Here is a 25,232-nt window from a genome sequence, read left to right on the forward strand (position 1 = left end):
GGCGTTACTTTATTACTTTAATAATTTTTAAAGGAACTTTAGCCCTCATCTGTATCAAGCCCGAAACCACTACGCTATCGCCAGGCTTTAAACCATCAATAACCTGTATTTTAGTGTCTGTCCGCATGTCGGTTTTTACCGGTCTTGCTACAGCAATGCCGTTATGGGCAACATATACAATACTGCTTTTCAGATCAGGAATAACGGCTTCCGTTGGTAACAGGATGGTTTTGGGAATCTGGTCGAGTGTTAAATTAATTTTAGCAAAACCGCCCGCGGTTAATAAGCCTTTGGGGTTTGGCGCTTTCGCCCGTACGGTAATGGTGCGCGAGTTTACATCAATAGATGGCTCGATGGCGTACACTGTTCCGGTAAAGTTTTCCCTCGAACTTTCGGTATTAAACCTTATTTTGCTGCCTACACCGAGTATGGTTAGGTATCGCTCAGGAACTGAGAATGTGATTTTTGCCGGATCGATATTTACCAGCTGCGCAATAGGCGATGCCGGCGACAAATAGCTGCCAGGGCTCACATTCCTTAAACCAATGGTGCCCGAAAACGGCGCCCTGATTTCGGTACGGGATATTTGTGCTTTAATTACGTCGGCCGCCGCTTTTAATGAGTTCAGTGAAGTTAACGAAGTATCGTATTCTTCCTGGCTTATAGCTTCCTTTTGCAGCAATACCTTATTACGGTATTCCACCTGTTTGGCCAGTGTTACCTGGTATTGGTTTTGGGCCAATGATGCTTCTAAATCCTGGTTGTATACTTTAACAAGTAGCTGTCCTTTTTGCACCTTGCTGCCTTCATTAAAATAAATGCTGGTGATATTGCCTGCAGTCTGGCTTACCAAACTCACTTTTTCGTTGGCATCAATGCTGCCGGTTACATCAATAATATTGTTTACGGTGGTATCCTTCACAATCATGATGTTAACGTTTACCGGGCCGTTCTTTTTTTTGCCGCTTTTGCCCCCAGCCTGGGCAGCCGCGCTTTCTTTAGCGCTTTTGCTAAAGAATTTGTTGTAAACCAAGTAAGCAACCAGCAAGGCCAGCGCCGTGTAAATGATATATTTTGCTTTCATATTTAATCAACAATCATTTTGTGATTTTTAAATTGGGTTCGGTTGTACTTGGCTTTATGTTCGCCTGCATTTTTTGCAATACGCTTTCAAATATTTTCATTTCATGGGCCGATATACCCCTGGTAATATCCGCGTTGATCTGCTCAAAAGTTTCCACAATCTGCGGCACTGCCAGCTTTGCCTTTTCGGTAACCCGCAGCAAATGCTCGCGGCGGTCATTCGGGTTGCTTTCGCGGTACACAAAGCCTTTCGCGGTAAGCATATTAATAATGCTTACCATCGCCGATTTGTCCTTATCCAGTATTTGCGCCAGTGCGTTCTGGGTAAGCTGCCCGTCATGGTAATATATAAGCGATAGAATGAAATGATACCGGGTAACATCCAGGTGTGCGGTATGCTTTGCCAGCACGTTAAGATATAACTTACCTAAACGTATCAGTTTTCGGGATATGGGTTCTATCAGCTGCATTTTAAATAAGCGGCAGCAAACATACTGAGCCACCGCGTTAATTAGTTGCATGTATCAACCATTTTACAAGTGTAAAACAGCCCGATATTTTAAAAAACTATAATTTTTATAACTTGCACGCATGAAACCAATTAAGCTGACCGCGACTGTATCATTAATTTTACTTTTTATGAATGTAAACGCCAGTAAGGCGCAACCCCAAACAAATATATCGTACACCGTTTCGTTCCCCGAAGCCCAGGCCCATTATGCCGAAATAGAGATGAATATCACCGGGCTTAAGCAAACCACCCTTGACCTGAAAATGCCCGTTTGGACACCCGGCTCATACCTGGTGAGGGAGTTTGCCAAAAACATCGAGGCCTTTAGCGCCAGCATCAACGGCAAAATAGTAGCCTCGCCCAAAATCAATAAAAACACCTGGCGCATTACTACCAAAGGTGTAGCCGCCGTTACCATCAGGTACCGCGTTTACGCCAACGAGGTGTCGGTTCGCACCAGTTATATTGATGTAACACACGCTTTTTTATCAACATCCGGGATATTTATTTATCCTGCCAATATGTTGCACTCGCCGGCAAGCATCACCATAACACCCTATAGTGACTGGGCAAAAGTTTCATCCAGTTTGGAGATGGTTAACGGCAACCCTTTTGTACGCCACTCGCCAAATTTTGATATTTTGTTCGATTCGCCTATTGAAGTGGGCAACCAGGACATTTTTGGGTTTGACGTTGACGGCGTTAAATATGAAGTATGTATGTACGGCGGCGGCAACTATGATAAAGAGCGCATTAAAAAAGACATGCATGCAATTATTCAGCAGGAAGCGGCCATATTTGGCGAAAACCCTAATAAGCATTACACTTTTATTATACACAATCATTTGCGTGGCGGAGGCGGCATAGAGCATCTTGCGTCGACTGTTTTGGGTATTGGCCGCGATAATTACGGTAACGAAAAAGGATACCAGGGTTTTTTGGGGCTGGTAGCGCATGAGCACTTTCACCTTTGGAATGTGAAACGTTTGCGCCCGATAGTATTAGGCCCATTTGATTACGACAATGAAAATTATACCACAAACCTATGGATTGCCGAGGGCTTTACCGAATATTACCAGGAGGTAGCCGTTCGTCGCACCAATCTTTATCCCCCCGAAAACTACCTGGAACAAATTGCCAACGAGTTTAACGTATTAGAAAACCTGCCCGGCAAAAACGTGCAAACCGTAGCCGAATCGAGTTTTGATGCCTGGATAAAAGCATACCGCCCCAACGAAAACTCAAACAATACCACCATTTCTTATTACACCAAGGGCGCAATAATTGGCATGATGCTGGATTTGGAGATCATTAACAACTCGGCCCAAAAACACAATCTTGACGATGTAATGAAGTACATGTATGTAACCTATTACAAAACCAAAAAACGTGGCTATACCGATGCTGAGTTTAAAAAAGGATTTGAAATGTTTGCAGGTAAAAAATTGGATGATTTTTATAAAAAATACATAAACGGCCTTGACCCTGTTGACTACAACAAATACCTGGGTTACGCCGGATACAAAATAGTTGATGAACTGGCCGATAACAATGATGCAGCCCTGGGTATTACCACCGGCACCACCGCAGCCAAAAAAGTAATGGTCACCAGCGTAACCCGTGGCACTGCAGCATATATAGATGGGGTTAACGTTGGCGACGAAATAACCGCAATTGACGACAACCCGATATCCGATGGCTCAAACCTGATAACCGGCAAAAAACCAGGCGACAAAATACAGGTAACCGTTAACCGCGACGGGCAATCTGTTACCTTGCCGGTAACGCTGTTGAAAAGCAACAGGGTAAAATATAAAATAGTACCTGTTGACAGCCCATCGGCACAGCAGCTGGCCGTGCGCAAGAAGTGGCTGAGTTTGTAATTACGCAATTTAGATTGTTGAAAGCCCCGGGATATCGGGGCTTTTTTTGTGTTATACCTGACTGGTATTTACATATTAATTTAGCTAAATTTGTTTATGGAAACAATTGTTGTGCATCCCGAAAACAAAGAGCAATCTGCAGCAATCAAGGCGTTTTTAAAGGCCCTCAAAATTAATTTTGAGAAACATGATAAAGACACTTACAATCCAGTTTTTGTAGAACAAGTACTGGAAGGTGTAGCTGCGAGGAAAGCCGGAAAAAAGGGCGTTAGGATCGACACCGATAATCTATGGAAATAGATTTATATGAAAAAGCCATAAAGGACTTTGAATATTGGAAAAAGTCTGGCAACAAAGCTGTTCAGAAAAAGATTCAACAGATATTGGCCGACATGAAAGTTCATCCTTTTGAGGGCATCGGAAAACCAGAGCCCCTTAAATATAAACTATCCGGCAGGTGGTCAAGACGCATCAACTCCGAACATCGAATAATATACGATGTGGTGGATGAAATTATAAATATATATTCTCTTCGTGGCCATTATGAATAACCGGGCTCTTTTCTTACCAGAGGATTAAAACTCGTTCATTTTTATTTTTTAGATAGAAGTTGTAGTTAAAAATATGCTTATTACCGCTTAAGTTATATTTTTATACCCTATGCCATCACCCGCCGCATTAAAAAAGATAAGGCCCATACAGCTTATTGCTGTTATCTTCTTTACCGTATCCGGTGGGCCTTATGGCCTGGAACCTTTGTTAAGCTATGCCGGCGATCATGCCGCATTGATTATCCTGTTAATTACGCCGCTTTTATGGGATGTGCCTGCCATATTAACCGTATTGGAATTAAACAGTATGATGCCCGTTAATGGCGGTTATTATAAATGGGTAAAACACGCACTTGGCATCCGCTGGGGTTTTTATGAAGGCTGGTGGACCTGGCTTTATACATTTGTAGACCTGGCCATTTACCCCGTGTTGTTTGTAATGTATGCTTCCTTTTTTTACCCCGAACTGGCCCAATATAAAATACAGGTTTGTTTAATTGTCATTTGGGCATCAGCGGGCTTAAATATATTGGGTATTGTACCTGTGGGCAAAGCAAGCTTATTTTTAAGCGCCATTGTACTGGCTCCCGTGGTTATAGTAATTGTGCTGGCCCTTCATCACTATAGCGGGCCATTAACGCTGCATGCACCATCTTTTAAGGCCCTTACTTTTCCATCATTCGGGATGGCATTGTATACCGTGATGTGGAATTGCCTGGGCTGGGACAACGTGACAACCTATGCCGAAGAGGTAGAGCGGCCGGTACGCTCCTATATTCTATCCATAATCATCGCGTTTACGCTGGTTATAGTGGTTTACTTTTTTATAACCTGGGTAGCCCAGCAATCGGGCATCAATCATACCAAATTTACCGATGAAGGAATGCCGGCCCTGGGCGTGTTAATAGCCGGACATTGGCTCGGCGTTGTAGTTGCAGTAGGCGGTATGGCAAGCTCCTTAGGTATTTACGCCGCTGTGCTGTTATCTGTTTCGCGGGTGCCGCACGTAATGGCCCAGGACAAGCTGCTGCCGGCAGGAATCAACCGTTTACATAAACGGTTTAACACGCCCTTTGTATCCATCATTATTTGCTCGCTGGTGGTAAGTTTTATGATATTATGGAAATTGGGCGAATTGTTTATTATCGACGTAACCGTGTATGGGGCAGGTCTTTCATTAGAATATATTTCGCTGGTAAAACTGCGCATAAAAGAACCTGACAGGGCAAGGCCATTCAAGATCCCTTTGGGTGTGCCGGGGCTTTGTATCCTTTTAATACTTCCTGTTCTGGTATATGTGATAGCCCTGGCCGGAACCTTCTCTTCAGAGGGCGATGCCATAAAGGCGTCTGTATTCGCAATCATCGCCCTGCTTAGTGCCGAGGTTGCCTGGCAGCGCATTGCCTTTTTCGCCAGGCTAAAACGATGGTACAAAAGAAACTGGTCATAAAACAATCCGAACATAGCCTTTGTAAAGATCATGTTATCCATTGCCGATAGTTTTACATCGACACCTGTAAAGCATTATCTTTATTAACCATTTATAAAGTTATGTTAAGATCCTCTTTCTCTTTTATTATCATTGGTTCCTTGCTTTTATTAGCATCTGCTTCGTTTGGCCAGCGTCGCCGGGAGGTGAAGGCCGCCGGTCAGCCGGCCGAGGTACAAATTACCCCTTATAAAACTACAGTTATTGCCAATGGTACCGACGACGTAATGATTAAAGTGGTGGTAATTGATAGTAAAGGCGACGAAGTAAAAACGGCCCGTAACCTTATCCGTTTTTCGGTACAGGGTGATGCGCGGATAGCGGCGATAATAACGTCCGGCAAAGCCGATGCTGCAGCTACAATAACTGATACATCGGCTCGGGCTATCATGAAAAACGGCGAGCTCTGGGTAAAGCTTATTGCCGGTAGTACCCGTGGCCGTATAAAGTTTGAAGCGAAAAGCGACAGTTTATGGACCGGATCAACCGAAATACATACCGTGCAGCCCGGAAGGCCACACAGGGTAACCAATAATAAGTATGTCGCCCAATCCGTGACAGACAAAATATTGGGTGCAGATATATCTTTCCTGCCCGAGCTGGAAGCAAAAGGGGTTAAATTCAGTGATAAAGGCGTTGAAAAAGATGCCATTCAGATATTGAAGGAGCATGGCTTCAACTACATCCGGCTGCGTATTTTTAATGCCCCTGCCGGGCCCAAAGGATATTCGCCAACAAAAGGATTTTGCGATCTGGAGCATACCAGGCAAATGGCTAAACGCGTAAAAGCTGCGGGTATGAAGCTACTGCTCGATTTTCATTACAGCGATTACTGGGCCGATCCGCAGCAGCAAAACAAACCGGCAGCCTGGGTTGGGCAGGATTTTATCGTCCTAAAAAAATCGGTGCAGGATTATACCACTATGGTAATGCAGCAACTGAAAGACCAACACACCACGCCCGATATGGTACAGGTTGGCAACGAAATTAACCATGGTATGATTTGGCCCGACGGGCAAATCAACAACCTGGATAGCCTGGCGCAGCTCATTTATGCCGGGATAAAAGGCGTAAAGGCCGTTAGCCCGAAAACCATCATCATGGTGCATATTGCCCTGGGCGGTCAAAACCTCGAGTCCCGCTTTTTTATGGATAACATGGCGGCGAGAAATTTGCCGTTTGATGTGATAGGGCTGTCATACTATCCCAAATGGCATGGCACCCCGGATGATTTGAAAGCCAACATGGCCGATATGGCCCTTCGTTATCATAAACAGGTTATGGTTGCCGAGTATACTCAACTAAAAAAAGAAGTTAACGATATTGCATTTACTGTACCTGGCGGAAAAGGTATCGGTTCATTTATATGGGAACCGCTGAGCACCTGGGAACAGATTTTTGACAGGGACGGAAAATCAAACGCGCTGATTGATGTGTACCCGCAAATTGCGCGCAAATACGGCATTAAGCAATAGTGGTAAGTCTAAAGTTGATTTTTTTGAATTTGCACTTAGGGCTTTGGGCTAAATACAATCCGTCAATTCATCGTTGATACAACAATTGGGGCGGCTTTTATAATCAACCCCAATTAATTACATTTGACAAAACACCACCTATATGAATATTAAACAATCTTGTTTTTTATTATTATTCGGCGCCGTTGTATTTACGGGTTGTAAACACGATAAAAAAACGGAAGAGGCAGCCAAGGCCATCAGCCCCGAAGAAATCAAAGAAAAAATAGCGGTACTGGCAGCCGATTCGATGATGGGCCGCAAGCCTTTTACCGCCGGAGAGAACAAAGCCATTGCCTACATCTCATCTGAGTTTAAAAAAGCAGGGTTAGCGCCAGGAAATAATGGCAGTTACTACCAGGATGTTCCTATGGTTGAGGTTACCAGTACGCCATCGCCAACCATGGAGATCAGCGGAGGCAAATCGCCGTTAAGCCTGCATGTTACCAGCGATTTTGTAGCTTTCACCCGCCGCGAGGTGGCTACTGTTGAGCTTAAAAACTCTCCTTTGGTTTTTGCCGGATATGGTGTTGTAGCACCCGAATACCATTGGAATGATTATGCTGGGCTGGATGTAAAAGGAAAAACGGTAGTGGTGCTGGTGAATGATCCGGGCTTTAAATCGGGCCGGAAAGATTTGTTTAAAGGCGATACCATGACCTATTACGGCCGCTGGACCTATAAATTTGAAGAAGCCGCCCGCCAGGGTGCCGCGGGGGTTATCATAGTTCACCAAACAGCGCCGGCAAGCTATGGCTGGAATGTTGTTTCAAACAGTAACTCGGGAGCAAAACTTTATTTAACACAACCCGACAAGCATATGAACCGCTGTAAAGTTGAGGGATGGATTACAGAAGACGCCGCCAAAAAGCTTTTCGCAGATGCCGGCATCAATGGAGATCTTCGCGCCATTGCCCGCGATAAAAACTTTAAGGCTATTCCGCTTAACAGGGCTGTTAACTTAACCGTTAACACCAAACTAAAATATTCTACATCTCATAACGTCATTGGCATTTTAAAAGGTAGCGCCAGGCCAACCGAGTGCGTGTTGTATACCGCCCATTGGGATCATTTGGGAATTGGCAAACCTAACGCGAAGGGAGATAGCATTTACAACGGGGCAATTGATAATGCCGATGGCGTGGCATCCATTATCGGGATAGCCAACGCGTTTAAAAAATCGGCGGCAAAACCGCAGCGTTCCATTGTATTTTTAGCGGTTACGGGTGAAGAACAAGGCTTGTTAGGATCTGAGTATTATGCAACCCATCCTATTTATCCCCTTAACAAAACCGTTGCCGATTTAAACATCGACGCCATTGGCGATTATGGCGAAACCAAGGACATTGCCATAACCGGTAAAGGGCAAAATGAACTGGAGGACTACGTAGGTGATATCGCACAGCAGGACGGGCTAACTACGGTTGGCGACCGTACACCCGGCTCCGGAAGCTATTACCGGTCAGATCATTTCAATTTTGCCAAACTGGGTGTGCCTGCGCTTGATATTAATATAGGTAGCATCAGCAAGTTACATGATGGTACCTATGGCGCCGATAAAGAAAAAGATTATAACGAAAACCGCTACCATCAGCAGGCCGATAATTACATGCCGGATATGGACGCAACAGGTATGGCCCAAATTGCCGATATTCTTTTCAGGATAGGTACCAAATTGGGTAATGAAATCATCTTCCCTGGCTGGAAGCCTGGTTCGGAGTTTAAAGCGATAAGGGATAAAACTATGGCTAAATAAGCTCGAAAGGCTTAAAGCAACATACAATGGCCGGGCGCAATAGCATCCGGCCATTTTATATTTATAAGGCAACCCTTGGCCTGTTAAACCAAACGGACGCGCCCTTTGAAAAAAGCAAGGTGATGGCAGTAACTTCTAACAGGATCTCTGCTAAAAACAATCCCATTACTACCGGACTTAATTTTACAGCCGGATTTTTTTGAAAGAAAACTATGGCAGCCCATATGAACGATAGTAAATTAAAAACAATAAAAATCAATGTTACGATCCTGGCCCATTTGCGACCCTCGCCTGTAGCAAATATGATATAGATAGCCAAAAGCAATTCGGTAATAAATTCAAATAGGTGGATATGATCAAGCGAGTTATTGGCCATTTGAATAATCAATGCTAAATAAAGCAATGCTACGCCCCTTTTTACGGCTACAGGTACATTACCCTCGGGGTGATTGTTTAAATAAAACCTATTTAAAAGCCTGCCCAACATTTATTCTGATTTTTTGAAGGCGTTCCATCCCTGTGCTTTAAGGGGGTGCGAATTTCCGGATTTTGTAATCAGGTTACAGCCTGCAGATGCCTCGGTGATGTGCCCAATAATGGTGATATCCATTTTAAACTTGATTTTATCGTAATCAGATTGTTTTACGGTGAACAGCAGTTCATAATCTTCGCCGCCGCTTAACGCACAAACTGTTGGGTCAAGGTTAAACTCGCGGGCTGTTTCGTAGGTCATCGGATCAAGCGGGATCTTTTCCTCGTAAATATTGCAGCCTTTATCGCTTTGCCTGCAAATGTGCAGTATCTCAGAAGCAAGGCCGTCAGATACATCTATCATCGCCGTAGGTTTTACCTCGATGCTTTTAAGCAGCTCCACTATATCGCGGCGGGCTTCCGGCTTTAGCTGGCGCTCTACGATGTAATCCTTGCCTTCAAGGTCAGGCTGAATATTGGGGTTTTCCAAATAAATCAGCTTTTCGCGTTCCAGTAATTGCAAGCCGGTGTAAGCGCCGCCCAAATCGCCTGATACGCAAATCAAATCACCTTCGCCGGCTCCATTGCGGTAAACAACATCAGCTTCGTCGGCATAACCTATTGATGTTACACTAATTACCAGCCCCTGTTTTGATGATGTGGTGTCGCCGCCAACCAAATCCACGTTATATTTTTCGCAGGCTATGTAAATGCCTTCGTACAGTTCTTCAATTGCTTCTAAAGGAAACTTGCTCGACAGGCCGATAGACACCGTAACCTGCGAAGCCGTACCATTCATGGCGTAAATATCGCTCAGGTTAACCTGTATTGCCTTGTAGCCCAAATGCTTTAAGGGAGTGTAAGCCAAATCAAAATGAATGCCTTCCAACAGCATGTCTGTGCTCACCAGCACTTTTTTACCTGTAAAATCAAGCACAGCGGCATCGTCCCCTACTCCCTTATTGGTACTTGGCTGTGTTAACTTTATATTTTTGGTTAAATGGCTTATCAGGCCAAATTCGCCTAATTCTTCCAGATTTGTTCTTTCCTGATTTTCAAACATGTTTTTTGTAATTACGCCGGCATCTTGCCATCAATCAGCAAAAATACAATTATTCCCATTAGGTAAAGCGATAGAAGGTAAGGGTTTCAGGGCAAACGCATCTAAATTGGGTTAACATAACTTAACACTTTTCAAGTAAAATCTTTTACAAAGACTTAATTATCAATATTTTATTGTTTTTCATGGTTAACACTAAAGTGATGCTTTACGCAATTTAAGCGCATAGAAATATTACGGCCTTGAATTTGTGATTATTTCGGTAGACAACTCGCAACTATAGCATTACTATAGTTTATTAATATTTAGTTAATATAAATAACTGATTTTTGCCTCATTAAAAACTATCCTATGAAATTAAGAAATTTATTTATCTGCATTGGCTTAATGCTGGCTATGGCCGGCTGTAAAAAAGACCTTCAAAATCCGCACATCCCGCCCGGTGATACCACGGTTATACAACAGCCTGTGCCTTATACCGTTGTTGAGAATTTTGAAAACGGCAGCAAAACGGCCTATGCCATTGCAAACGTCCAGCTAAGTACCGGTTTGTGGAGTTTCAACGACGCATTGATCGGTAGCCTGGCTGCTGATGTTAAAGACGGCAATAAAGCAGTAAGGCTACGCGCAGGCGATATCACTATGAAATTTGACGTGAAGGGTTTAAAGCAAATCAGCATCAAACATGCCAAATATGGTAATGACGCAGCATCAACCTGGCAACTGATGATGTCGACAGATAGCGGCGCCACGTTTACGCAACTGGGTACAGACATTGCCGAAAACAGCACCAGCCTGGTTACCGACTCATTTAAAGTGACCACTACAGCAAAAGTGCGTTTCCAGATCAGGAAACTGGGTACAACCCGCATTAACATTGATGATATAACCTTTAAAGGCCTTGGCGATCCGGGAATTATTGTTGGCCCGCCCGATACCGGCGGTAGCGATACTACAGGCAACACCGGTACAGCCGCGCCCGACAGAGGCGTTATTGCCGGCACCGACGCACAGCCAGCAACCGGCGACAATAGTAACATTTTGCTGGGCAACCCCTCAGACGCGCAACCGGCTATTGTTATGGCCAATAACTACCTCATTGACCAAAAATATTACGAAGAATCATATAACAGTACCCGCGGTACACCAAACTGGGTAAGCTGGCACCTTGACGCTACCAATATCACCAATGCAACAGCCCGCCTGGATAACTTTGCCGGTTTTAACGGCTTGCCCACGGGCTTTTACGAAGTAGAAAGCAACAGCTATTCGGGCTCCGGGTTTGATAGGGGACATAATTGTCCTTCGGCCGACCGTACAAGCTCTGTTAATGCCAATTCGGCTACATTCCTGATGACCAATATGATACCACAGGCGCCGCAAAACAACCAGCAAACGTGGGCAAACCTTGAAAATTACCTACGCGAGCAAGTTGTTGCCGGGAATGAAGTATACATAATAATGGGGAGTTACGGAACCGGCGGAACGGGTTCAAATGGGTCTGTGAGTACTATTACCAGCGGCCATGTAACGGTGCCAAGCAACGTTTGGAAAGTAGCTGTTGTTGTGCCAACCGGCGATGGCGATGTTAACAGGATTACAGCAACCACAAGGGTAATAGCCGTTAATACCCCCAATATTAACACCATTAATGCCGATTGGAAGCAATACCGGGTAACTGTAAGGGACATTGAGAAGGCTACCGGTTATAATCTGCTATCAAACCTGCCGCAAGCGGTACAGGATGCCGTAGAAACTAAAAAGGATAACCTGTAACAATATCCACAAACACAAAAGAGGGCCTACTTTAACTAACAGTATAGTATAAAGGATGGGCCCTTTTTTTAATTGAAAATAAAAGCGGGTTTGTTTGCATACCTTAATTGGATAACACCGTGCTTATCCGGTTTTTTTAGGTTTTATTTTTTTAATGGTCTTGTCAATCTGGGTCAAAAAATGCTTTTCGACTTCAGAAAGGCCATTTTTGGTTTGCTCTTTATATTTTTCGAATTCCTCTTTCGCTTTTTTTAAGGCCTGATCGTGACTGATACTGCCGGCATTTTGTAAAATGTCGTTACCGGTCATTCTTACAAATTCGTCTAAACGTGCTATCCAATCACTCATGTACATGGGTTTCCGGTTAAGCGCCTGCAGCTCGGCCAATTCTAAATAGGCTGTTACCATGCGGTTAAGTACGTTCAATTCATTTTCGTTAAGGTAGTTTTTTGCAACTTCTATTTCCTGCCGTGTTGGTTTGTTCCCCTTGATATGGGTAAGGCCAAGGTTTGTTTTTTGGGCATCAATACGCTGATAAATAATTTCGGCTGCGGTATGGCCGTGGGCAGCCCAATGCATTTTATTTTGTACCGTTTGGAAAAAGAGGACTGATATTTCGAGTTTGGGATCGTAATCTATGCTGGTAGCGTAAATATCAAGTACCTTACTCCAAAATACCTTTTCGGACGACCGGATATCGCGGATGCGGGCAAGTAACTCTTCAAAGTAGTTTCCGCCTCCGGCTTGCTTCAACATATCGTCGTTCATTGTAAAACCTTTTACAATGTATTCCCTTAGCCTGGCAGTGGCCCATTGACGAAATTTGGTACCCTGGTGACTTTTTACACGGTAGCCGACGGAAATGATTACGTCGAGGTTATAAAAAGTAGTGTTGTAATATTTACCATCTGCGGCAGTTGTTCGGAAATTCCGAACAACTGAATTTTCATCCAGTTCGGCTTCTTCAAAAATATTTTTTATATGTTCACTTATCGTAGATTTAGCTTTTTGAAAAAGTTCTGCTAATTGACCTTGGGTAAGCCAGACAGTTTCATCTTCCAGGCGGGTTTCAATTTTGGTGTTGCCGTCTTCGGTTTGATATATGATAATATTGCTATCGTCCATGAATTAGTATCTCCGTTCAAGGTTTAAACGAAGATACTAAAAACAATAGCATTGTAAAGGCTTTTAGCTATAACACCATGATTCGCTTTTAAATAGCTCAAACAAAAAAGAGCATAAAAAGGATACTTTATTTCACGCAAAGACGGTAAGAAGCAAAGACGCAAAGAGATTTGCTTATTTTTCTTAGCGTCTTTGCGCGAGAAAAAATAACCGACTTAATATCAAATCCGATATCGTGCAATTATGCTATAGAAATCGCCGCCGAAATCCTAAACGCGATTTCCCTGCCTATAACACCCGTTCCGATTGCCTCAACATATCTGAAGTCGATTCCTTCCCAATTAATGTATTTTTCAGTATAACACAGCCCTTTAACGGAATATTTTTAATTATTATCGTCTGCCTTATCTTTCGCGGCCTTATCCTGGCCCTTTTGCAATTTTTCCTGCGCTTTTTTGATGGAATCCTGTTTGGCTTTTTCGCGTTTCTTTTTCTTGTTAAAAAAACCCTTTAATAAAAAGTTTGATTGCGCAGCTTTCAGATCCTCATTTAAGGTGCCTGTGGTAGCATGCACATTTTTCATAGTTGTACGGGCCTGGGCAACAGTGCTTTCCAGGCTCCTGGATAGGTTATCATTATTTAATAGCCGGCCAATACTCCCTTTTCCACTGTTTATTTTGCCTACAATTTCAGCTAAGTCGCCGGTCATCTCTTCGGCATTATCGGCCACCTTAGTTAGTTTGGTTATTATTTTATCCACATCAACCGGGTTTACTGAAGCAAGCCGGCCACCATCGGCAACCTGCTGGTTACTGGCGATACCGCCGGGAGCCAAAACAACCAGCTTATCGCCCATTAAACCATCGCTGCCGATGCTCAGTTTCGAGTCGGTTTTTACAAATTGCCTTACCTTATCGTTCAGGGTAAGATCAACCCGTACAGAGCTATCGGTTATGATGTTGATGGATTGAACCACACCAACGTTAATACCGGCAAAGCGTACATTGTTGCCCACCTGCAATCCGTTTACGTTTTTAAAGGTACCATAAACAGTAAAGGTGGAGTTAAACATACTTTTCTGGCTCCCGATGAAAAATACGGCGAGTGCCAGTATTACAAGGCCAAGAAATGTAAAAAGGCCGATTTTTATTTTTTGTGATGATGTGGTTTTCATGATGTTTTGTTAAAAAATGATCGGACAAGTTCGTTTTCTGATTTTTGGAGCGCTGCCCAGCTGCCTTCGGCTATAAATTCTCCGTCGTTCATAATCATAATTCTGTCCGCCGTAATGCGGGCGCATTGCAGGTCATGGGTAATGATGATGGATGATGTTTTATATTTTTTTTGCATGTGGAGTATCAGCTCACTTATCTCGCGGGAAGTTATGGGGTCTAATCCGGTGGTGGGCTCATCGTATAACATAATCTCGGGGTTCACAATAAGCGTACGGGCCAGGCCCACCCTTTTCCGCATCCCACCCGACAGATCAGAGGGCAGTTTATCAATCGCATCAAGCAATCCCACGTTATCCAACACCTCTTCTACCTTTTTGTCAATCTCGGCCTGGTCTTTTAGTTTAAGTACCCTGGTGAGTGGAAATTCGAGGTTCTCGCGTACGGTCATGCTATCATACAAAGCACCGCTCTGGAACAGGAAACCTATTTTAATACGCAGTTGCTTAAGCTCTTCGTCGCTCATTTCGGCTACCTCGTCGTCAAAAACCATTAATTCTCCACCATCGGGCTTTAGCATGCCAACCACACATTGTATGGTAACCGATTTGCCTTGACCCGATCGGCCCAGCACAACCATATTCTCGCCCCTCTTCAGGTCGAAAGTGATATTTTTTAATACCTCCTTCTCCCCGAACGACTTCTTTATCCCTTTGGCGTGTATAACCACCTCATCCTTTGCTGTCGTTGATTTTTCCGCCTTTTCAATATTTTCCTTTACTACTGCCATCTTACCTATAATATAACATACTGGTGATTTGTACAGCAATAGCATCGATAACGAAGATCCAAAGCGAAGCGGTTACCACGGCAGAATTTGCGGCTATGCCCACACTTTCGGTCCCTTTATTGGAATGATAGCCCTTGTAGCATCCCACAAAGCCTATCGCGAAGCCAAAGAATACTGTTTTAACTACAGCTGGTAAAAAGTCTGAAAAATCAAGCGAGCCAATACATTTCTGAAAATACAGGGTGAAGCTTATTTTATCGTTGATGTTAAGGGCCAGGAAACCACCCGCTAAGCCTATTACATCACCAATTACCGATAATAATGGCACCATTAAACTGGTTGCTATAATGCGGGTTACCACCAGGTATTGTATAGGGTTGGCGCCGGATACTTCCATGGCATCTATTTGCTCGGTAACCTTCATGCTGCCCAACTCGGCGCCAATACTGGAGGCTATTTTACCGGCGCAAATAATGGCGGTAATAACAGGGCCCATTTCGCGCACAAACGATACAGCGAGTGTTTTAGGCAGCATACTTGCCGCACCAAGCGAGACCAGCGATGGCCTGAGCTGAAGAATTAGTACAAAGCCCATGATGAAGGAGGTAATGCCCACCAACATCAGGGACCTGTAGCCAATTTCATAACATTGCCGCACAAACTCCGACCATTCGAAGCCGCCTGCAAAAATATTTCTGAAAAATCTGCCGAAGAAGACACATTGTTCGCCAATGTTTAGCATCCACCTTCGCCAGCCGGTAATTACCTGTTCTGCCATATATTAGGTTATAATTTGACATACAACAACGTATTGTCAAAATGTTTTGCAGTTCAGAAAAAATCGGCTCTTGGCGGTCGGCTTGCAGGATTTATGACATGGGTACGTCAATGATCAGGTAACGGGATTCTTCTTGGGCTTCAATTGTAAGTGAACTACTATCATAAACACCTATAGCGTCCCGTTTGTTTAGTAGGGTGCCATTTATTTTAGCAAGGCCATCCAACAGGAACACATAAGCGCCGTTACCGGGTGTGTTTATAGCATAATTTAAGGCCTTTCCAGCTTCGAAAGTACCCATGCTGAAAGTGGCATCCTGGTGCAGCCAAAGGTTGCCTTCGCTTTTATCCGGTGATACCAGCACGGTTAGTTCATTTAACTTAAACTGACCACTAAAACTCTTTTGATCGTATCTTGGTGCTACATTTCGCTCTTTAGGAAACAACCATATCTGTAATGTTTTAGCGGCATCTGTTTTAGATGCATTATATTCTGAATGATAAACGCCGGTTCCGGCCGACATTACCTGTACATCGCCGGCATTAATAACGCCTTTGTTGCCCATATTATCCTGGTGTTCAAGGCCACCTTCCAGCGGGATGGTAACAATTTCCATATTATCATGCGGATGCAGGCCAAAACCCTTGCCCCCGGCTATTATATCGTCATTTAAAACCCGAAGAGCTCCAAAACTCATCAGTTCGGGGTTATAGTAAGGGCCAAAGCTGAAAGAGAAATTTGCCTTTAACCAGCCTATATCATTTTTTCCACGTTCGTTTTCGGGATAAAATATTGTTTTCATTGTTATAGTTCCTTTTTATATGTTTAAACATCAATAGGCGTGCCAAGAGGCTGGCCTGGCGTGTTAATATGGCGACGAAGACTCACCCGACGAGGCTGCGCCCGTCACCCTCTCTTCACCCTGCGGGTGGAAAGAGGGGCTTGAATATTAACTACTATTACTAATTGCCGGTAATTTATCCGTATTCGAGCCCCCTCTTTCCGGCAAAGCCGAAGAGAGGGTGACGGGCGCAGCCTCGTCGGGTGAGTCTTCACCGCCGTTCAAACCGCTTTATATTTACACTGATTTAATTATGTGTACTTTTGCAAAAAATTAAGTATCAATGGCAAATAAAGCTATTATTGCAGGTTCAACAGGACTTATTGGCAGTAAATTGCTCCAAATTTTGCTGCGCGAAAGCTTTTACGACGAAGTTTTGATCCTTGTGAGGAAAAAAATAGATTTCGATCATAAAAAATTAACGCAGCTGGTGGTCAATTTCGACCAGTTGGATAGCTATGCCGATACACTAACGGGGCATGCTTTATTCAGTTGCCTCGGTACAACCAATGCCAAAACGCCGGACAAAACAGTTTACAGGCATATCGATCATGATTATCCTGTTCAACTGGCGCAATTGGCGTTAAAGAATGGTATCGGGCAGTATCATTTGGTATCATCCATTGGTGCTGATCCTGGTTCGTCGTTTTTTTACACCAAAACTAAGGGCGAAACAGAGGCTGATATCCGGAAATTAGGGTTACCTAAGTTATATATTTACCGCCCATCGATGCTAACAGGCAACAGACAGGAAAAACGATCAATGGAAAAAGCGCTGATCGCTTTCTATAAAATAATAGATCCCCTGTTATTTGGCAGCTGGAAGAAATACCGGAGCATAGCCGGCGAAACGGTGGCTATGGCCATGTACAAACAATCAACAAAAAACAATACTGGCACGTTTATATACGAGTCTGATCAAATAAAGCAACTATCGTGAGTACTTATCTATCTGCCGAGAACCTTGGCCATCAATTTCATGACAACTGGTTATTTAAAAATATAACCATAGGCATTAACCGCGGCCGCAGGGTTGCATTGGTTGGTGTTAACGGTGCCGGCAAATCAACTTTATTAAAATTATTGGCCGGCTATATTAAACCGACCGAAGGCAAGGTGGTGCAGGCGCGCGACCTGAATATGGGTTACCTGGAACAGGATCCCGGCTTTAAAGATGCCGTAACCATCAGCGATTATATTTTTCATGCCGATGACGTACAACAGCAAATGATCCGTAAATACGAAGAATTGCTGGAAAACGATCCTGACAACGCCAAGGCGCTGGAAAAGATCATGGAAGAGATGAGCGAGGTTGATGCCTGGGAGTATGAGTACAAAATAAAAACTATTTTGGGCCGGTTGGATATCCATCATCTTAACCAGCACATCAACACCCTATCGGGCGGCCAAAAGAAACGTTTGGCTTTGGCCAAGCTATTGATTGAAGACCCTGACATTTATATTTTAGATGAGCCTACCAATCACCTGGATATTGATACCATAGAGTGGCTGGAAAAGTTATTGACCGATGGATCAAAAACCATCCTGATGGTTACGCACGACAGGTATTTCCTGGATAACGTTTGTAACGAGATACTGGAGATTGACCGTGGTAAGATAGTACCCTATAATGGCAGTTACGCCTATTACCTTGAAAAGAAAGCCGAGCGGGATGCGGCAGACGAAGCATCGTTCCAGAAAAACAGTAATCTTTTAAGGAAAGAATTGGAATGGATGCGCCGCCAGCCACAGGCACGTGGTACCAAATCAAAAGCCCGTATTGATGCTTATTATGATTTGGAAGAGAAGACCAAACAGGGCGGCGCCCGAGATAAGGTTGAACTAAGTGTAAAAACAGCACGCCAGGGCAATAAAATTATGGAGATGGAGCACCTTTATAAGGGTTTCAATGGCAATACTTATATCGAAAACTTTAGCTACGTATTTAAAAAAGGCGACAGAATTGGCTTAGCCGGTAAAAATGGTACAGGCAAATCAACCTTGCTAAATTTAATCACCGGAGGCTTACAGCCCGATAAAGGAACCATTGTAAAAGGCGAAACCACGGTTATCGGCTACTTTCATCAATCTGGAATTTTATTTAAAGAGGACGACCGCGTGATAGATGTGGTAAAAAATGTAGCTGAATTCATCACTATGGCCGATGGCAAAATGATTTCGGCCTCGGCCCTGCTCACTTTGTTCCTGTTCCCTCCTGCCAAGCAGTATGCTTTTATATCCAAACTAAGTGGTGGCGAAAAGAAACGTTTGCAGTTGATGAGTATCCTGATGAAGAACCCTAACTTCCTGATCCTGGATGAGCCTACCAACGATTTGGATATTGATACCCTGAATGTATTGGAAGAGTTTTTAACCAACTATTCGGGTATATTAATGATGGTATCGCACGATAGGTATTTGCTTGATAAACTAACCGACCAGCTATTTATTATGGAAGGGCAAGGTAAGGTGCGTATATACAACGGCAACTATTCATCATACCGGGTTGAGCTGGATGAAGCCAAACAACAGAATAAAAAAGGCAATACTGCCCCTACCCCTGTTGCTGCTCCTGTAGCCAAAAAAAGCAAATTGAGCTTTAAAGAAGCTAAGGAATTGGAGACTATAGAAGCCGAAATAACCGTTATAGAAAACAGCATTAAAGCCAAAACCGACGAGTTAAACAAAGTCGGTATTGAGTTGGCAAAGCTTAATGAAACCATAGCGCAGATAGCCGATTTAAATAAAAAACTGGATGCAAAAAGCGCCCGTTGGATGGAATTAACGGAGTTAAACGAGGCATAAAATGAAACTATCAGATATCATAGCATCTATCGGTGTTATCATTTTATTGATAGCCTTTGTACTTAATTTATTAAATAAACTTTCATCAGAAAGCAGGGTTTACAAGCTGTTGAATTTTATAGGTGCAGGTACTTGTTGCTATGCATCGTACATGGTAAGTTTCTACCCTTTTGTTGTTTTAGAGGGTGTTTGGGGCACTGTGGCACTGGTATCTTTATTGCGGGTTCCACGTGGAACGTCGGTATAAAAAGAGTCTATTTATAGCTATTTAAACACGAAACAACTATAAAGAACGGCTAATAATTAACAATATAGTTACATTATAATACAATAAATTTCAAAGAAATACAAAAAGTTACAAGGAATATATAGGTGGCTTAAAAAACGTTCCACGTGGAACGTAAATAGCAAAAGAGAACCATCCTGTTATTATATATTCAGTTTAATTAGCATCTTTTCATGTTCCACGTGGAACATGAAAAGGATACCACTATTAGAGCGACATTAACAAAAGCAGTAATAACTGCAGTTTAAATAGATAGTAATTAGCACCGATTAAAGCTGATTGTAGTATATAAACCGTTCGGATTTTATTCGTGTAATTCGAAAAAATTCGAGACAATTAGTGTGATAAATTAACAAAGACAGTAATAATTATAGTTTAAATAGATACTAATCGGCACCGATTGAAACTAATTGCAGCGTAAAGATTATTTGAGTTTTATTCGTGCAATTCGAAAAAATTCGCAACAATTAGTGTGAAAATTTTGATTGTTCCACGTGGAACATGGAGGTATAAAATGTTTAAGAAATATAACGTTATTGTGGTTGGTGCAGGGCATGCGGGCTGTGAAGCTGCGGCTGCGGCTGCCAACCTTGGGTCGTCTGTTTTACTCATCACCATGAATATGGGTGTGATTGCACAGATGAGTTGTAACCCCGCTATGGGCGGCGTTGCCAAGGGACAGATAGTGCGCGAGATTGATGCATTAGGTGGTTACTCGGGTATCATCACCGATAAAACATCCATCCAATTCAGAATGCTCAACCAGTCGAAAGGCCCCGCTATGTGGAGCCCAAGAGCGCAAAGTGACCGTATGCGATTTGCCGAAGAATGGCGTTTAGCATTGGAGCGTACGCCCAATGTCGACTTCTGGCAGGATACTGTTTCATCCCTTTTAATTAAAGGAAATACCATCGCAGGGGTACGTACCTCCTTAGGTGTCGAGATAGAAGCCGACGCCGTTGTATTGACCAATGGTACCTTTCTAAACGGCATTATCCATATAGGCGAAAAGAAATTTGGTGGTGGCCGGGCCGGCGAAAAATCGGCAACCGGCCTAACCGAACAACTGATTGAATTAGGTTTTGATGCCGGCCGGATGAAGACCGGCACCCCTCCCCGCATTGACGGACGCAGCCTAAATTATGGGTTGATGGAAGAACAATGGGGCGACGAAGAACGCGGCCGTTTCTCCTACACCGATGTTGAAATGATACAACAGCAACGCTGCTGCTGGATTACTTATACCAATACCAACGTACACGAAACATTAAAAGAAGGCTTCGAAAAATCGCCCATGTTTACCGGCCGCATCAAAGGATTAGGCCCAAGGTATTGCCCGTCTATTGAAGATAAGATAAACCGTTTTGCAGAGCGCGACCGTCACCAGATTTTTGTTGAGCCTGAAGGATTGAACACGGTAGAGATTTATGTAAATGGTTTTTCAACTTCCCTGCCCGAAGATGTACAGTATAAAGCGCTGATTCAAATACCCGGTTTCGAGAACGCCAAAATGTTCCGCCCGGGTTATGCCATCGAGTATGATTACTTCCCACCTATCCAGTTAGGGTTAACATTGGAAACCAAATTGATCAGCAACTTGTACTTCGCCGGACAGATCAATGGTACCACCGGATATGAGGAAGCAGCATCGCAGGGCTTCATAGCAGGTATCAACGCGCATCAAAAAATCAATGATAAACATGAACTGATCCTGAAAAGATCGGAGTCATATATCGGTGTATTGATTGACGACCTGGTAACCAAAGGCACCGAAGAACCATACCGCATGTTTACTTCAAGGGCAGAGCACCGTTTATTATTACGCCAGGATAATGCCGATATCCGCCTCTCTCCTATGGGCCATGATTTAGGACTGATAAGCGACGAGCGTTTGGATAAGGTAAAACAGAAGATTAAAAACTCCGATGATATTGTTGCCTACACCCGCACCAAATCTATCGACCCATCTGTAGTAAATGGTTTGCTTGAGGAGTTGGGTACATCGGCCATTAACCAGGGCGCCAAACTTTTCAATTTGTTAAGCCGTCCGCAGGTTGGCTTTAATGATCTTAAAAAAGCCGACACCGGGCTGGAAGAATTATTATCGGCCTACGACAAAGAAACAATTGAGCAGGCTGAAATAAAAATCAAATATGAGAGTTACTTTATAAAAGAAATGGAAATTGTTGACCGGATGAAAAAAATGGAAGACCGCGAGATCAATCCAAATTTCGATTATCACACTTTAGTTTCGTTATCAAAAGAAGCCCGCGAAAAATTGATGAAGATAAAACCACGCACTTTAGGCCAGGCATCCCGAATTTCGGGCGTTTCGCCGTCGGATATTTCGGTTTTGATGGTTCATGTGTCCCGATAGATTATAACTAACTGATAATTAATAGTTTACAAAAAGTCTTTTTAAATCAATTATTTTAGATTTTTAATAGTAGGATTCGTAAAAATATAAAAATCGCTTATATCGCCTAAAAACTATGTTAAATCAAAAACCGGCTAATTTTTACAATTTTTTCTTCTATATTTTTGTCTCTTTGGTCATTTTGGGCTGCGCAGCCCAGCAACAACCGCAGGGTGGCCCGCGAGACGTAACACCCCCGGTTTTGGTGAAGGCCTTGCCGGCCAACAAGACCCGCAATTTTGCCGCCAAAGAAATTAACCTGGAATTTGACGAGTTTATAAAACTGGCCAACCAGTACACCGAAATTACCATGAGCCCAACCATGGAAAAACAACCGGAGTATTCGGCTAATAAAAAACACCTGCGTATAGTTTTCAAAGACACCCTTAAAAAAAATACAACCTACGTTATCAATTTTGGAAAAGGCATCCAGGATGTAAACGAAAGTAACGTGATGAAAAATTTCACCTACGTTTTTTCAACCGGCCCCCATATCGATTCGCTGAGCATTTCGGGAACGGTTACCAATACCCTCACCAGGGAAAATGAAAAAGATGTAACGGTAATGCTTTTCCCACTGAAACAAGACTCTCTCCTGTTTGGTAAAAAGAAGCCATCCATTTTTACCACCACCGATTCATCGGGAAATTTTAGTTTAAATAATTTACATGAAGACCAGTATCGTATTTACGCGTTAAAAGAAGCAAGCCCGGATAAAATTTTTAACAACGATAATGAACTCATCGCTTTTTTAAAGAAACCCATCAATCTTAAATCCGATACAGCAAATATCAAACTAAACCTTTTTAAGCAATTCCCCGAAAAATTCCGATTCTCCGAAAAACGATTTGACGTTGATGGAAAAATGTTGCTGGTATTTAATAAGGCTTTGCAAAACCCATCGCTAAAAATAATTTACCCGGCAGATATCAATAACCAGAAGTTTGTAGAATTTAGTAAAACTAAAGATACCGCATCGGTATTTGTAAAATACATGAACTTCGATTCCATCCGGGTAGCCGTTTATGATAACAATAAACCGGTTGACACAACCTACCTGCTAAAACAGAAAAAAGAAAACTTCGTCCGGGTATTCAACTTCAAATACAATATATCCAACGATAAGCTTAAACCAGGTACCGATCTTAAAATTACCAGCAACCTGCCCGTAGATGCTATTGACAATTCTCAGATCACGCTGAAGGAAGATTCTATCGGGCTGGGCTCATCCGATTATACTTTACAAAAAGATACCGGAAATGTTAAGAGCTTAACACTTAAATACCGCTGGCGGCAAAACGCCAAATACGAGCTTATTTTTAACCCCGGCGCATTTACGGATATATATGGTGACAAAAATAAATACGCTTCAAAAAAATTCCAGCCTGATAAGCCCGAAAACTATAGTTCGCTTACGTTGAAAGTTACATTGCCCGATACCTCAAAAGCCTATGTTATTGAGTTGCTTAATGATCAAAAAGTTGTATTAGAGACAACCCCCATAAGGCGAAGCGGGCCTGTTGCCTATAAAACTATTTTAACCGGCAAATACTTCATCAGGGTAATTTACGACGAAAATAAAAATGGCCGTTGGGATAGTGGTAACGTGCACTTAAAAAAGCAACCCGAAAATACCTGGGTAAACGAAAAAGAAATTACCCTGAGGCCCAACTGGGAGGCCGAGGAACCTATTGTAGTGCCCAAGGAGCCACTTACTCCATAAACCAACCCGAATACATGATATAGTTTTTTGGAAGCTGCTTAAGCAGCTCTATTTGCTGATCTGTTAAAGGCTTTATTTTTTTTGCAGGCATACCGGCATATAAAAAACCCGATTCGCAAACCGTATTTTCCAATACTACCGCGCCGGCAGCAATGATCACAAACTGGTTAACAACCGCATGATCCATTACGATAGCGCCCATGCCCACCAGGGTATGGTCATGCAGCGTACAGCCATGCACCAGGGCGTTGTGGCCGATAGATACATTACTTCCAATATTTGTAGGCGCCCTTAAATAGGTAGCATGTATCACCGCGCCATCCTGGATATTGGTATTGTCCCCTATCCTGATATAATGCACATCGCCCCGGATAACCGCATTAAACCAAACCGAACAATTACTGCCAATAACTACATCGCCAACAATGGTAGCGTTTTCGGCGATGAAACAATCTTCGCCCCAGATTGGGCTTTTATCTTTTACAGGTAATATCAGCGGCATAATTTAAAAAATTAGTGAATTAGCGATTTGGTGAATTAGTGATTTAAATTTTATTTATGTTTGAGGACAAATTTAAGCGGAAATAGCTCAGCTGGTAGAGCATCAGTTTCCCAAACTGAAGGCCGCGGGTTCGAATCCCGTTTTCCGCTCTTATAGCTTCATAACGGCGTTACCACTGCTGATAGAAGCGATGGTCGGGCTCATTGCTCATACTGCACAGGCCTTAGCCACAATTGGCCGGTATCCGTGACGATCCCTAACGCAGAAATATTTCTTAAAATAAAGTTATTCTTTATTCCTGTTAAGTATCCATTTTTCATAAGCTTCATCGCCCATCAAGTCGAAATTTGGCAATTCTCCATAGTTCACCCTTTGGAAGAAACCGTAGTTCTGCTTCCAATGGCTGTCTTCAATATTTTCTATCCAAGAATCATATCCAAATGATTTCCAATCAGCCGTTTCATCCGGATTTATTTTCTTAAAAAGCATAGCCGAAATTTGATTACCCCAAGCTAAAGCATCTGCCTCGGATTCCGCAGTTATAAAAATTCCTGTAGATGATTCATAATCCTCCATCAATCCCTTATTCCATCTATGATAACTTTCAGTATCGTGATACATGATACCTACCAAATACACTGACATAAGCCGAGTCATATTACCAAAACTTCCACCACTTTTTTTCATCCATTATCTTATC

General features: G+C 43.0%; 23 protein-coding genes and 1 tRNA gene. 13 read left to right on the forward strand and 11 right to left on the reverse strand.

The window, feature by feature from the left end; all coding sequences use genetic code 11:
- Positions 1-4: 4 nt before the first annotated feature.
- Together PQ469_RS29335 and PQ469_RS29340 are read right to left on the reverse strand one after the other, a co-directional pair.
- Complete coding sequence (locus PQ469_RS29335; protein ID WP_274210827.1) at positions 5-1,084, reverse strand: efflux RND transporter periplasmic adaptor subunit; 1,080 nt, start codon at positions 1,082-1,084, stop codon at positions 5-7.
- 13 nt (positions 1,085-1,097) lie between these two features.
- Positions 1,098-1,604: a MarR family winged helix-turn-helix transcriptional regulator gene (locus tag PQ469_RS29340; protein ID WP_274210828.1), complete on the reverse strand. Its 507-nt coding sequence runs from the start codon at positions 1,602-1,604 to the stop codon at positions 1,098-1,100.
- A 70-nt stretch (positions 1,605-1,674) separates the two neighbouring features.
- Between PQ469_RS29340 and PQ469_RS29345 the strand changes: the two genes are divergently transcribed.
- From PQ469_RS29345 to PQ469_RS29370, 6 genes are all read left to right on the forward strand, one after another.
- Entirely contained in the window at positions 1,675-3,477 is a 1,803-nt protein-coding gene (locus PQ469_RS29345; protein ID WP_274210829.1) for a M61 family metallopeptidase, read from the forward strand.
- 96 nt (positions 3,478-3,573) lie between these two features.
- Positions 3,574-3,777, forward strand: a complete 204-nt coding sequence (locus PQ469_RS29350; RefSeq protein ID WP_274210830.1) for a DUF2683 family protein — start codon at positions 3,574-3,576, stop codon at positions 3,775-3,777.
- Positions 3,768-4,028: a Txe/YoeB family addiction module toxin gene (locus tag PQ469_RS29355; RefSeq protein ID WP_274210831.1), complete on the forward strand. Its 261-nt coding sequence runs from the start codon at positions 3,768-3,770 to the stop codon at positions 4,026-4,028. Before PQ469_RS29350 ends, PQ469_RS29355 begins: the two co-directional genes overlap by 10 nt.
- 109 nt (positions 4,029-4,137) lie before the next feature.
- Positions 4,138-5,478 (forward strand): APC family permease, encoded by a 1,341-nt coding sequence (locus tag PQ469_RS29360; protein ID WP_274210832.1) that lies wholly within the window; start codon positions 4,138-4,140, stop codon positions 5,476-5,478.
- A gap of 101 nt (positions 5,479-5,579) precedes the next feature.
- Positions 5,580-6,992, forward strand: a complete 1,413-nt coding sequence (locus PQ469_RS29365) for a glycosyl hydrolase 53 family protein (protein WP_274210833.1) — start codon at positions 5,580-5,582, stop codon at positions 6,990-6,992.
- A gap of 142 nt (positions 6,993-7,134) precedes the next feature.
- Entirely contained in the window at positions 7,135-8,787 is a 1,653-nt protein-coding gene (locus tag PQ469_RS29370) for a M28 family metallopeptidase (RefSeq protein WP_274210834.1), read from the forward strand.
- A gap of 61 nt (positions 8,788-8,848) precedes the next feature.
- On the opposite strand, the gene PQ469_RS29375 is transcribed toward PQ469_RS29370, so the two are convergent.
- A complete protein-coding gene (locus tag PQ469_RS29375) occupies positions 8,849-9,274 on the reverse strand; it encodes a hypothetical protein (RefSeq protein WP_274210835.1) in 426 nt (141 codons plus the stop codon).
- The gene (gene thiL, locus PQ469_RS29380; RefSeq protein ID WP_274210836.1) at positions 9,275-10,321 is read right to left on the reverse strand and encodes a thiamine-phosphate kinase; all 1,047 of its coding nucleotides are present in this window, start codon (positions 10,319-10,321) and stop codon (positions 9,275-9,277) included.
- 348 nt (positions 10,322-10,669) lie between these two features.
- On the opposite strand from thiL, the gene PQ469_RS29385 reads away from it, so the two are divergent.
- Entirely contained in the window at positions 10,670-12,094 is a 1,425-nt protein-coding gene (locus tag PQ469_RS29385; protein WP_274210837.1) for a DNA/RNA non-specific endonuclease, read from the forward strand.
- A gap of 123 nt (positions 12,095-12,217) precedes the next feature.
- Here the strand turns inward: PQ469_RS29385 and PQ469_RS29390 are convergent, their stop codons facing one another.
- The 5 genes from PQ469_RS29390 to PQ469_RS29410 form a co-directional block, all read right to left on the reverse strand.
- The gene (locus PQ469_RS29390) at positions 12,218-13,219 is read right to left on the reverse strand and encodes a virulence RhuM family protein (protein WP_274210838.1); all 1,002 of its coding nucleotides are present in this window, start codon (positions 13,217-13,219) and stop codon (positions 12,218-12,220) included.
- Between the two features lie 385 nt (positions 13,220-13,604).
- Positions 13,605-14,393, reverse strand: coding sequence for an MlaD family protein (locus PQ469_RS29395; RefSeq protein WP_274210839.1), 789 nt, complete (start codon positions 14,391-14,393; stop codon positions 13,605-13,607).
- The gene (locus PQ469_RS29400; protein ID WP_274210840.1) at positions 14,390-15,181 is read right to left on the reverse strand and encodes an ABC transporter ATP-binding protein; all 792 of its coding nucleotides are present in this window, start codon (positions 15,179-15,181) and stop codon (positions 14,390-14,392) included. The genes PQ469_RS29395 and PQ469_RS29400 overlap by 4 nt, the downstream gene beginning before the upstream one ends.
- Position 15,182: 1 nt before the next feature.
- Complete coding sequence (locus PQ469_RS29405; protein ID WP_274210841.1) at positions 15,183-15,959, reverse strand: MlaE family ABC transporter permease; 777 nt, start codon at positions 15,957-15,959, stop codon at positions 15,183-15,185.
- A 91-nt stretch (positions 15,960-16,050) separates the two neighbouring features.
- Positions 16,051-16,761 carry a pirin family protein gene (locus PQ469_RS29410; RefSeq protein WP_274210842.1) on the reverse strand — a complete coding sequence of 237 codons (711 nt, stop codon included), beginning with the start codon at positions 16,759-16,761 and terminating at the stop codon, positions 16,051-16,053.
- Between the two features lie 322 nt (positions 16,762-17,083).
- On the opposite strand from PQ469_RS29410, the gene PQ469_RS29415 reads away from it, so the two are divergent.
- From PQ469_RS29415 to PQ469_RS29435, 5 genes are all read left to right on the forward strand, one after another.
- Positions 17,084-17,740, forward strand: a complete 657-nt coding sequence (locus PQ469_RS29415) for an NAD(P)H-binding protein (RefSeq protein ID WP_274210843.1) — start codon at positions 17,084-17,086, stop codon at positions 17,738-17,740.
- On the forward strand, positions 17,737-19,605 hold the full coding sequence (locus PQ469_RS29420) for an ABC-F family ATP-binding cassette domain-containing protein (RefSeq protein ID WP_274210844.1): 1,869 nt from the start codon (positions 17,737-17,739) through the stop codon (positions 19,603-19,605). The genes PQ469_RS29415 and PQ469_RS29420 overlap by 4 nt, the downstream gene beginning before the upstream one ends.
- 1 nt (position 19,606) lies before the next feature.
- Positions 19,607-19,852: a CBU_0592 family membrane protein gene (locus tag PQ469_RS29425; RefSeq protein WP_274210845.1), complete on the forward strand. Its 246-nt coding sequence runs from the start codon at positions 19,607-19,609 to the stop codon at positions 19,850-19,852.
- A 553-nt stretch (positions 19,853-20,405) separates the two neighbouring features.
- Complete coding sequence (mnmG, locus tag PQ469_RS29430) at positions 20,406-22,268, forward strand: tRNA uridine-5-carboxymethylaminomethyl(34) synthesis enzyme MnmG (protein ID WP_274210846.1); 1,863 nt, start codon at positions 20,406-20,408, stop codon at positions 22,266-22,268.
- Between the two features lie 115 nt (positions 22,269-22,383).
- A complete protein-coding gene (locus tag PQ469_RS29435; RefSeq protein ID WP_274210847.1) occupies positions 22,384-24,030 on the forward strand; it encodes an Ig-like domain-containing domain in 1,647 nt (548 codons plus the stop codon).
- Here PQ469_RS29435 and PQ469_RS29440 read toward each other — a convergent pair.
- Complete coding sequence (locus tag PQ469_RS29440) at positions 24,020-24,532, reverse strand: gamma carbonic anhydrase family protein (protein ID WP_274210848.1); 513 nt, start codon at positions 24,530-24,532, stop codon at positions 24,020-24,022. The two genes, PQ469_RS29435 and PQ469_RS29440, sit on opposite strands and share 11 nt — an antisense overlap.
- Before the next feature lie 76 nt (positions 24,533-24,608).
- Here PQ469_RS29440 and PQ469_RS29445 point away from each other — a divergent pair.
- A tRNA-Gly gene (locus PQ469_RS29445) sits at positions 24,609-24,681 on the forward strand.
- 136 nt (positions 24,682-24,817) lie between these two features.
- Here PQ469_RS29445 and PQ469_RS29450 read toward each other — a convergent pair.
- Complete coding sequence (locus PQ469_RS29450; protein WP_274210849.1) at positions 24,818-25,219, reverse strand: hypothetical protein; 402 nt, start codon at positions 25,217-25,219, stop codon at positions 24,818-24,820.
- Between the last annotated feature and the right edge of the window lie 13 nt (positions 25,220-25,232).

The sequence above is a fragment of the Mucilaginibacter sp. KACC 22773 genome, assembly GCF_028736215.1.
Taxonomy (GTDB): Bacteria; Bacteroidota; Bacteroidia; order Sphingobacteriales; family Sphingobacteriaceae; genus Mucilaginibacter.

Coding starts and splice junctions, on each gene's coding strand:
- PQ469_RS29335 (WP_274210827.1), bottom strand. CDS start 1,084: ATGAAAGCAAAATATATCATTTACACGGCGCTGGCCTTGCTGGTTGCT.
- PQ469_RS29340 (WP_274210828.1), bottom strand. CDS start 1,604: ATGCAACTAATTAACGCGGTGGCTCAGTATGTTTGCTGCCGCTTATTT.
- PQ469_RS29345 (WP_274210829.1), top strand. CDS start 1,675: ATGAAACCAATTAAGCTGACCGCGACTGTATCATTAATTTTACTTTTT.
- PQ469_RS29350 (WP_274210830.1), top strand. CDS start 3,574: ATGGAAACAATTGTTGTGCATCCCGAAAACAAAGAGCAATCTGCAGCA.
- PQ469_RS29355 (WP_274210831.1), top strand. CDS start 3,768: ATGGAAATAGATTTATATGAAAAAGCCATAAAGGACTTTGAATATTGG.
- PQ469_RS29360 (WP_274210832.1), top strand. CDS start 4,138: ATGCCATCACCCGCCGCATTAAAAAAGATAAGGCCCATACAGCTTATT.
- PQ469_RS29365 (WP_274210833.1), top strand. CDS start 5,580: ATGTTAAGATCCTCTTTCTCTTTTATTATCATTGGTTCCTTGCTTTTA.
- PQ469_RS29370 (WP_274210834.1), top strand. CDS start 7,135: ATGAATATTAAACAATCTTGTTTTTTATTATTATTCGGCGCCGTTGTA.
- PQ469_RS29375 (WP_274210835.1), bottom strand. CDS start 9,274: ATGTTGGGCAGGCTTTTAAATAGGTTTTATTTAAACAATCACCCCGAG.
- thiL (WP_274210836.1), bottom strand. CDS start 10,321: ATGTTTGAAAATCAGGAAAGAACAAATCTGGAAGAATTAGGCGAATTT.
- PQ469_RS29385 (WP_274210837.1), top strand. CDS start 10,670: ATGAAATTAAGAAATTTATTTATCTGCATTGGCTTAATGCTGGCTATG.
- PQ469_RS29390 (WP_274210838.1), bottom strand. CDS start 13,219: ATGGACGATAGCAATATTATCATATATCAAACCGAAGACGGCAACACC.
- PQ469_RS29395 (WP_274210839.1), bottom strand. CDS start 14,393: ATGAAAACCACATCATCACAAAAAATAAAAATCGGCCTTTTTACATTT.
- PQ469_RS29400 (WP_274210840.1), bottom strand. CDS start 15,181: ATGGCAGTAGTAAAGGAAAATATTGAAAAGGCGGAAAAATCAACGACA.
- PQ469_RS29405 (WP_274210841.1), bottom strand. CDS start 15,959: ATGGCAGAACAGGTAATTACCGGCTGGCGAAGGTGGATGCTAAACATT.
- PQ469_RS29410 (WP_274210842.1), bottom strand. CDS start 16,761: ATGAAAACAATATTTTATCCCGAAAACGAACGTGGAAAAAATGATATA.
- PQ469_RS29415 (WP_274210843.1), top strand. CDS start 17,084: ATGGCAAATAAAGCTATTATTGCAGGTTCAACAGGACTTATTGGCAGT.
- PQ469_RS29425 (WP_274210845.1), top strand. CDS start 19,607: ATGAAACTATCAGATATCATAGCATCTATCGGTGTTATCATTTTATTG.
- mnmG (WP_274210846.1), top strand. CDS start 20,406: ATGTTTAAGAAATATAACGTTATTGTGGTTGGTGCAGGGCATGCGGGC.
- PQ469_RS29435 (WP_274210847.1), top strand. CDS start 22,384: ATGTTAAATCAAAAACCGGCTAATTTTTACAATTTTTTCTTCTATATT.
- PQ469_RS29440 (WP_274210848.1), bottom strand. CDS start 24,532: ATGCCGCTGATATTACCTGTAAAAGATAAAAGCCCAATCTGGGGCGAA.
- PQ469_RS29450 (WP_274210849.1), bottom strand. CDS start 25,219: ATGAAAAAAAGTGGTGGAAGTTTTGGTAATATGACTCGGCTTATGTCA.